4 protein-coding genes and 1 pseudogene are annotated in these 9,521 nt (G+C 57.7%); 4 read left to right on the top strand and 1 reads right to left on the bottom strand.

Features of this window, described 5'->3' with window-relative positions; translation table 11 throughout:
• The first annotated feature begins 414 nt into the window (after positions 1–414).
• Together Q4D85_RS14155 and Q4D85_RS14150 are read left to right on the top strand one after the other, a co-directional pair.
• The gene (locus Q4D85_RS14155; protein ID WP_303201417.1) at positions 415–5,226 is read left to right on the top strand and encodes a type I polyketide synthase; all 4,812 of its coding nucleotides are present in this window, start codon (positions 415–417) and stop codon (positions 5,224–5,226) included.
• Between the two features lie 23 nt (positions 5,227–5,249).
• The gene (locus Q4D85_RS14150) at positions 5,250–6,800 is read left to right on the top strand and encodes an acyl-CoA carboxylase subunit beta (protein ID WP_303201415.1); all 1,551 of its coding nucleotides are present in this window, start codon (positions 5,250–5,252) and stop codon (positions 6,798–6,800) included.
• Between the two features lie 217 nt (positions 6,801–7,017).
• Here the strand turns inward: Q4D85_RS14150 and Q4D85_RS14145 are convergent, their stop codons facing one another.
• Positions 7,018–7,236 (bottom strand): hypothetical protein, encoded by a 219-nt coding sequence (locus tag Q4D85_RS14145; protein WP_303201414.1) that lies wholly within the window; start codon positions 7,234–7,236, stop codon positions 7,018–7,020.
• Positions 7,237–7,533: 297 nt separating this feature from the next.
• On the opposite strand from Q4D85_RS14145, the gene Q4D85_RS14140 reads away from it, so the two are divergent.
• Positions 7,534–8,247 carry a DUF3558 family protein gene (locus Q4D85_RS14140; RefSeq protein WP_303201413.1) on the top strand — a complete coding sequence of 238 codons (714 nt, stop codon included), beginning with the start codon at positions 7,534–7,536 and terminating at the stop codon, positions 8,245–8,247.
• Between the two features lie 3 nt (positions 8,248–8,250).
• Positions 8,251–9,521 (top strand): annotated as a pseudogene (locus Q4D85_RS14135) (hypothetical protein); the annotation flags it as partial.

Below are 9,521 nucleotides of genomic sequence, written 5' to 3'. Positions count from 1 at the left end.
CACCAAACAACATTCACCCACAAAATCTAAGCTTTTGAAATGAGACCACTATACTAAGAGATCCCCGATTACGCTCGCCACGGATTGGGTTTCGCTTAATCGGCTCGGTTGCTTTCGCGGTTGCGGTTTCGCAGTCATAAATTACATATTATTTGCTACACCATGGTTTGGGAATGCCTATAGGCGCAAAAGAAAACGGGAATATTTGTTTGCCATCAAAACTATTCTGTGGCACTCTTGAAGGTTTGTGTCATTGCCGCCCCATGTGGGTGTGTGGGTGAAACGTTTTGGTTTGGTTTGTCGTTATAAAATAGGACGAATTGTGTGACCGGCGTTGGGCCCGCACTTGGCTAAGGTGGCGGGCTTTTATGTTGTGAACGCACCTGTAATGGAAAAAGTGAAGGTTTGAGTTTGATGGATCAGAATGACGCGCGCGAGCAGTCGGTAGTGGCAATGACTGTGGAGCAATTGCGTAGCTGGCTGCGTGACTGGGTGATGAAAACCACAGGGCTGCCAGCCGATGAGATTACTGATGATAAGCCGATGCAGTCCTTCGGCTTATCATCACGCGACGTTGTTATTCTGTCCGGCGAATTAGAGAACCTGTTAAACACGCAGTTAGACGCGACCATTGCATATGAACATCCCACCATTGCGGGCTTAGCGCAGCGGATCATTCACGGCGATACCGCAAAGCGCGCTGCCCACACGATACGCAAGGTGTTTTCCACCGATCGTACCGATCCGACGGAGCGGGACATCGCGATTGTCGGCATGGCGGCGCGGTACCCGGGCGCGGATAACATTGAGCAGATGTGGGACATGCTGGTCGCGGGCCGGGATGGGATCGGCCCATTGCCGATTGGCCGCTGGTCGGAATACGCCGCAGATGAGGTTATGGCGAAGCGAATGGCGGAGCTTGACCTTACCGGCGGGTATCTGGACGATATTTCTTCGTTCGATGCGGAGTTTTTTGGGCTTTCTCCGCTTGAGGCGGTTAATACCGACCCGCAGCAGCGCATTATTTTGGAATTGACCTGGCAGGCCCTGGAGAATGCGCATATTCCGGCTAATTCGCTGAAAGGCGAAGCAGTGGGTGTATATATGGGCTCGTCGAATAATGACTACGGCATGTTGATTACTGCCGACCCAGCGGAGGCGCATCCGTATGCATTGACGGGTACGGCAAGTTCGGTGATCGCTAACCGGGTGTCCTATGTTTTCGATTTTCGGGGTCCGTCGATCAACGTGGATACGGCTTGTTCGTCCTCGCTTGTATCGATTCACCAAGCGGTTCAGGATTTGCGTTCCGGTGCGGCCGACGTGGCTATCGCCGGTGGCGTGAATATTCTGGCGGCACCGTTCGTGTCCACGGCTTTCGGCGAGCTTGGGGTTTTCAGTCCGACCGGGAAGATTCACGCGTTTTCGGACGACGCGGACGGCTTCGTCCGTTCCGATGGTGCCGGTGTTTTGGTGCTCAAGCGGGTAAAAGACGCCCTGGCGGATAATGATGAGATTCTGGCGGTTATTAAGGGTTCTGCCGTCAATTCGGATGGTCATTCCAATGGCTTGACTGCCCCTAATCCGGACGCCCAGGTCGACGTGTTGCAGCGGGCGTATGCCGATGCGGGTGTCGATCCTACCCAGGTTGATTACGTTGAGGCGCACGGCACCGGCACGATTTTGGGCGACCCTATTGAAGCGACCGCAATCGGTGCGGTATTGGGTAACGGCCGGGAGGCGGCGAAGCCTACCTTGTTGGGTTCAGCGAAGACGAATTTCGGGCATACCGAATCGGCGGCTGGTGCCGCTGGTGTGATTAAAACGGTATTGGCTATGGTGCACGATACGTTGCCGCCGTCGCTGAATTACACGGAGCCGAATCGTTACGTGGATTTCGACCAAGAGCGCATTGAGGTTATCGAGGATCCCCGCGAATGGCCGGAGTACTCGGGCCGCAAGCTGGCTGGCGTTTCCGGTTTCGGTTTCGGCGGGACGAATGCGCACGTCGTCTTAAGCTCCTTCGACCCGGCCGATTATGGCGTGGAACCGCAGCCGCAGCCTGCCCAGTTGGAAGGCGCTGCAGTGGTGTTGCCGGTCAGCGGACTGCTGCCGTCGCGGCGTCGACAAGCGGCGGCGTCGGTGGCGGATTTCGTCGAAAAGCTTGACGACGCCGCCCTGGTGCCACTTGCACGCTCGTTGTCTGGCCGAAACCACGGTCGCTCCCGCGCGGCGGTGATCGCCTCCACGACGGAAGAAGCCGTCAAACGGCTGCGTATGGTGGCAGACGGCAAAATGACCCAAGGGGTCGCGGCGGCGGATTCGCCAGCGACGATGGGGCCGGTATTCGTATACTCCGGTTTCGGGTCGCAGCACCGGAAGATGGTCAAGGACTTAGTCGCCCAGGCACCGTTCTTCAAAGAGCGCCTGGAGCAGCTGGATACGATCGTGGAATTTGAATCCGGGTGGTCCATTCTCGACATCGTCGCAGACGACGAACAAACCTACGACACCGAAACCGCCCAGGTCGCCATCACCGCGATTCAGATCGCGCTTACCGATTATTTGGCGGCGCTAGGCGCGAAACCGGCGGCTGTCATGGGTATGTCGATGGGTGAGATTGCCGCCGCTTATGCCGCAGGTGGCTTAAGCGATGCCGACGCCATGCAGATCGCATGCCACAGGTCTCGTCTGATGGGCGAAGGGGAAAAATCGCTGCCAGAGGACCAATTAGGTGCCATGGCTGTGGTGGAATTCAGCGTTGAACAATTGGATCAATTTATCGCGGAAAACCCAGACTTCGCCGGAGTAGAACCAGCCGTTTACGCAGGTCCCGGCATGTCCACGGTTGGCGGCCCGCGCGAGGCTGTCGTTGCCTTGGTGGAAAAATTGGAGGCGGAAGAGAAATTCGCCCGGCTGCTTAACGTCAAAGGCGCAGGTCATACTAGCGCGGTGGAGCCGCTATTGGGCGAGCTCGCCGCCGAAATCGCAGGCATTGATCCGCAGCCGCTTCGGATCCCGCTGTTTAGCTCCGTGGATCGGGCGCGAGTATATCAGCCAGGTGAAGTGGTGCATGATGTGGAGTATTTCACCCGCTGTACTCGCTACGCGGTGTGGTTCCAAGACGCCACCGAGCAAGCTTTTGCCGCAGGGCACACCACTTTGGTGGAGATCTCTCCGAACCCGGTCGCCATGATGGGCATGATGAATACCGCGTTCTTCGTGGGCAAACCAGATGCGCAGCTTTTATATGCGTTGAAGCGAAAGGTAGATCCGGCGGAGTCCATTCCGGAACTTCTGGCCAAGCTCTACGTTGCGGGCGCGCCGATCGATTTTGGGGCGCTGTATGGGTCCGGCTCCATCATCGCCGCACCGACGGTGCCGTGGAAGAAACAACGGTATTGGACTGCCGCCCGGCCGTCGTCAAGTAATTCTGGATCGGTTTTGGGGCATAAAATCACGCTGCCAGATGGGTCGATCGCCTACGGCACCATGGCAGACGCGGTACCATCACCCATTGCACTGATGGAGGCAGTCATTGCTGATCTCGCGCCGCAGGCGCAACTGACCGCTGTGGAAGAGCATGGCACGCTGCCACCATCGGGTGAGCTGACCATCGTGGCGCGCCGCAACCTCGGCGGTGTTGCCATCGCGGTGCATTCAGTGATGGGCGATACCACCGTGGCTATCGCGGATGGTTTCGCATCGACCATCGCCGGGGACACTGCTCAGCCGGTTTTGGGCAGCCCGGCCGTCGAGGCCAGCGCTCCGGAGCCGGAAGCTGCGGCGGAAGACCCCAGCCTGAAGTGGGACCCAGCCAGTGGCGAAACCGTCGAACAGCGGATGCGGGCGATCGTCTCCGAAGCGATGGGCTACGACATTGAGGATCTGCCGCGCGAATTGCCGCTTATCGATCTCGGCCTCGATTCGCTGATGGGAATGCGGATTAAAAACCGCATTGAGCACGACTTCGATATCCCATCGCTGCAGGTGCAGGCGCTGCGGGATGCTTCCGTCGCCGACGCCGTGGCGTTGGTGGAAGAGCTCGTCGCCGGGCGGGGCAGCGTGGAACCGAAGCCGCAACCTGCGGCAGAAAGCCCAGCTGTGGGCGTCGAAAAGCCAGCTAGTGCGAAGCCGCAAGGCGTCGGTGTTGCACCTCGGGATGCCTCCGAACGGCTAGTATTCGCAACCTGGGCGGGCATCACCGGCGCTGCGGCGCATGGCGTGACCAGCGAATTGCCTGAGCTTAGCGACGAACACGCCGACGCGATCGCCAAGCGTCTCACTGAGCGTTCCGGCGCCGAGATCACGGCGGAACAGGTGAAAGAAGCCGAAACGTTAGAACCGCTCGCCAACCTGGTGCGCGAGGGGTTGGAATCCGAGGTCGAAGGCAATATTCGCGTGCTGCGGCCTCGCCCCGAAGGTTCCACCGCGCCCGCGGTATTCATGTTCCATCCGGCAGGCGGCTCGTCGGTGGTCTACCAACCGCTGATGCGCAGGCTGCCTGCCGACGTCCCGGTCTATGGCGTGGAACGACTCGAAGGCTCGCTCGAAGATCGGGCCGCCGCCTACCTCGACGAGATCACTCAATACGCCGACGGACACCCGATCGTGCTGGGCGGCTGGAGCTTCGGCGGCGTGCTCGCCTACGAAGTCGCATACCAGCTGCGCGACCGCGACATTGACGTGGCAACCATCGCGCTGCTCGATACCGTGCAACCAGCACACCCCGCCCCAGACACGATGGAAGAAACCAAGAACCGGTGGCAGCGCTACTCCGACTTCGCGAAAAAGACCTATGGCCTCGACTTCCCAGTGCCATTCGAACTGCTCGAAACCGCAGGCGAAGACGCACTACTGGCAATGATGGCGGAATTTTTAAGCGAAACCGATGCCTCCGAGCATGGCCTATCCGCTGGCGTTTTGGAACACCAGCGAGCATCGTTCGTGGATAACCGCATCCTGGACAAGATTGACATGCACCGCTGGGCGGATGTCGAAGTGCCGGTGATGCTTTTCCGCGCGGAACGCATGCACGATGGTGCCATTGAGCTGGAGCCTGCCTACGCCGAAATTGCTTACGACGGTGGGTGGTCGGCTATCGTTAATGACTTGGAAATTGTTCAACTGGCGGGCGACCACCTGGCAGTCGTGGACGAACCGGAAATCGGCAAGGTTGGCGTGGCGCTAGCCGAGCGAATCTCCCAACTACAAGGCAAACTTTAATTCCTACGAGGTGTAAAACTTCCATGAGTCTCGATACCACCGCTGGCAAGCTTGCGGATCTCCGTGCCCGCCTTGAAAAGGCACAAGATCCCGGCAGTGAGCGGGCCCGCGCCAAGCGCGACGAGGCAGGCCGCACAACCCCACGCCAACGTATCAACCGGCTTTTAGACCCCGGCTCCTTCGTGGAAATCGGTGCGCTTGGCCGCACCCCCGACGAACCCGATGCGCCATACTCCGACGGCGTCGTCACCGGATATGGCCGCATCGACGGTCGCCCCGTCGCCGTCTACGCGCACGACAAAACAGTCTACGGCGGTTCCGTCGGCGTGACCTTCGGCCGCAAAGTCTGCGAAGTAATGGACATGGCGATCAAAATTGGTTGCCCAGTCATCGGCATTCAAGACTCCGGCGGTGCCCGCATCCAGGACGCCGTCACATCGCTAGCCATGTACTCGGAGATCGCCCGCCGCCAATTGCCGCTTTCAGGCCGCAGCCCCCAGATCTCCATCATGATGGGTAAATCCGCCGGTGGCGCCGTTTATGCGCCCGTCACCACCGACTTCGTTATCGCTGTCGATGGCGAAGCCGAAATGTACGTGACCGGTCCTGCGGTAATCAAGGAGGTTACGGGCGAAGTCATCACCTCAGCCGACCTCGGCGGTGCCCGGCAGCAGGAGAAAAACGGCAACGTCTCCTACGTGGCCACCGATGAGGAAGACGCCTTCAATTACGTCCACGACCTGCTCGCCCGGCTCCCGCTGACCTGCCACGACCCCGGCCCGGAATACGCCGCCCCCTCCGACGAGGAAGTCGCAGACGCAACCGCCCTCGACACCTTCATGCCGGACGACACCAACGCTGGCTACGACATGCACGACCTGCTCGTGCAGCTTTTCGACGACTCCGACATCCAAGAAATCCAGCCTGGCTACGCCCCCAATATCATCACCGCTTTCGCCCGGGTCGACGGCAAATCAGTAGGCGTTGTCGCCAGCCAACCCATCGAATCCGCTGGCTGCATCGACGCCGACGCCGCCGATAAAGCCGCCCGCTTCATCCGCATCTGCGACGCCTATAACATTCCACTGGTATTCATCGTGGACACCCCCGGCTACCTGCCCGGCGTCCAGCAGGAAGAAGTCGGCCTGATTCACCGCGGCGCGAAGCTCGCCTTCGCCCTTGTGGAAGCAACCGTTCCGAAAGTATCCCTCATCGTGCGCAAAGCCTACGGCGGCGCCTACGCGGTGATGGGTTCTAAGAACCTCACGGGCGACATCAACCTGGCGTGGCCTACCGCTCAAATCGCCGTCATGGGTTCCGCCGCCGCCGTCGTGATGATCCAAGGCAAACAGCTCGACGCCGCCCCGCCGGAGCAGCGCGACTACCTCAAGAAGATTTTCATGGATTTCTACGACGAAAACATGACCAGCCCTTACGTCGCCGCCGAACGTGGCTATATCGATGCGATGATCGAACCGAACCAATCCCGCATCGCGCTGCGCCAAGCACTGCGGCAACTTGAGACAAAGAAAGAGCAAGACCTGCCGAAGAAACACACGATTTCTCCGATGTAGCAGATCTCTCACCGGGTGGACAGAAACGAGGCTGTCCACCCGGTTTCGTTTGTTCGCCCAAGGGCCGGAAGTCGGGGATTGTGTTTAACGCCTGGTACTCTCCTGGGGTTTTAGTGCCGGGTGGGTGGAATCTCCGACTTGATGCGGTGATGGGTGTGGAAGTCGGAGATTTCCGAAATTCGGACAGTTCTAGTTGGCATTGACCCCAGGTTTTGCGTCAATCTCCGACCTGTAGAAGTGTGTGGGTGCTTGTCGACGCCGCCAGCGTGGCTTGTGGGTTGGGGTTGTTGTGCTGGTTTTCTGGAGGTCGGGGATTGTGGGCGGCAGTCGGTTCTCTCCTGCGGTTTTGAAGTGTGGTGGGAGGAATCTCCGACTTGATGCGGTGACGGGTGTGCAAGTCGGAGATTTCCGAAATTTGAACAGTTTTAGTTGGCATTGACCCCAGGTTTTGCGTCAATCTCCGACCTGTAGAAGTGTGTGGGTGCTTGTCGACGCCGCCAGCGCGGCCTGTGGGTTGGGGTTGTTGTGCCGGTTTTCTGGAAGTCGGGGATTATGGGTGGCAGTCGGTTCTCTCCTGCGGTTTTGAAGTGTGGTGGGTGGATTCTCCGACTTGATGCGGTGACGGTGGGTTACCCGTTTGGGGGTGTGTGCATTTTTTATGGAACCGATTGGGGTGATGAGTGAGTCTAACTCTATAGAGCACGTTGTCTATTTGGTTTTACACTGGTTGTCAGTGGCGTTGAAAGGCGGTTTTGAGGAAATGGTCAAGAAAATGTCAGTGCGTGCCAGGACTATTCCTAATCAGATGACGGCTCATTCAGCACGCTGTACCGTGTCTGCGGTTGTGGTGTGTTGTGTCTTTCTGCTTTCTGGCTGCGGGTTTTCTACACCTTTGGCTCAGTACTTGGCTGTTAAAAACCAGTCGCAATCCCACCAACAACCAGCGTCATCGCAGGTGGCTGAACCGAAAACGCTTGGTGAGGTGTTGGAAGCCGGTACTGGAACGTTTGACCCTAACGATCCTAATTTCATGGTTTTTGATCCCTGCGGGGACGTAACCACAAAACAATATGAAGAGTTCGGTTTTGTTGTGTCAGATGTTTCTCGGATAACCCGCAAAGATTTTGCTGTGTGTACCCTCAGGCCGAACGATTACTCCAACGGCGACATTGGATTCAATATTGCGACTGATGTTGTCGCATATGAGCATGTAGCCTCATTAGGTCTTATTGTTGATCAACCGTTGGTACCTCTGCCAGATCACTGGTATCAGCATAAACTCTCTGATATTGATGATGAGCTCAGCTGTACGATAGCTGTTCCCACGAATAGAGGGCGACTAACTATTACATCGCTCGGATCGCGGTTGACTTTTGGTCTCACACCCGAGAAGTCCTGTCAGGAAGCAGTAGATATGTTGCAGAAAATCTTTGCTCTGAAAGGATAATCAATGTCCATGCTAATTAATTCGCCATCATTTGTGGCGGCGTTTAAAAGCATCCAAGATGCACAAGTTGATACGCATAGCCTGCTGGGTACCACATTGAAGCAAACACTGAGTGGTGCGTTTTCGTCGTTGTCTGGTTTGCGTGAGTTGGGTGTGAATCATGCGCAGGTGATTCAGGGCGGGGCAGGTAGCGCTCGTGATGTGTTGGCGAGTTTCCGCGATTTGGTTGAGTGGTTGGGGATGAATCTCCGGTTAAACCACATGGCGTTTACTGGTCATGATCTCGCGCTTTCGCGTGGGTTGGATACCGCGGATTCGGGTGGGACGTTTGAGCATGATATTGCGGAGTTTGCGTCGAAACCGGCGGCGTCGTTTGCGGATTTCCCGTTTTTGCCACCTACCCCGGTTCCGTCGGTGTCGTTGGAAACGTTAGTCGCACAGTTGGGGGCGACACAGTCGGGTCAGGCTGCTCAGGCTGCGGCGGATTGGCAGTCGATGGCCACGCAGGCTACGAGTATTGCTACACAACTAGAAGGTATTGCATCCGAGTTGTCGTCGCAGAATCAGGGGATTGCGGCGTTGCGGGCAACCGCGGGGATGAAGGCTACTGCGGCGAAAGCGTCGTATTTCGCGGCGAATGCTACGGAGATGGCTCGGTCGGTGGGGGTGTTGTCGACGATTGCTCCGCATTTTCATACTCAGGCATCTCAAGCGTTGTCTGCGTTGCAGACTATTGCGAACCCTGCGGAAAAAGAAGCAGCAGAGAAGTTGTATCTGACAGCATTTCATGGGGTGTATAGCGGTGCGTTATCCCAAGCAGTACCAGTGATTCGGAATTTGATGATTGATAACAGTGCTGGTGTTGGTGGTGGTAGTGCCGCAATCGGGTCGGATTCTACTGGCGCACCGCCCTCACCTGCGACGAGTACGCTTCATCCTGTGGGGATGGGGACACAGGCCGCATCGACTGCGACTCTTCCAACTACTGGTGGGGTGGGTGCACCGGCAGCACCGGCACCGGGTATGCCACCGATCACGGGGCTTCCTACTGGAGCAGGAGCAGGTGGTTCCGGTGTGTCAGGTCATGCGCCGGTGTTTAGTGGACTGACACCCGGCATGGGTGGGAATAATCGTTCCGGGTTAAGCGGTGGTGGGAGTGTTCCTGCGTCTGGTGGGCTCCGCCACGGGCACTCCGCTACCAGTGGTGGTCGTAGCAACGCTGGTACTGGCATGGGTGCCGGTATGAACGGGATCGGTGGTTACGGTATGGCCGG

The sequence above is a fragment of the Corynebacterium sp. genome (genome assembly GCF_030532965.1).
In the GTDB taxonomy this organism is placed as follows: Bacteria; Actinomycetota; Actinomycetes; order Mycobacteriales; family Mycobacteriaceae; genus Corynebacterium.
Note: the sequence above shows the minus strand (reverse complement) of the source record. Positions and strands in the feature narration are given on the sequence as shown.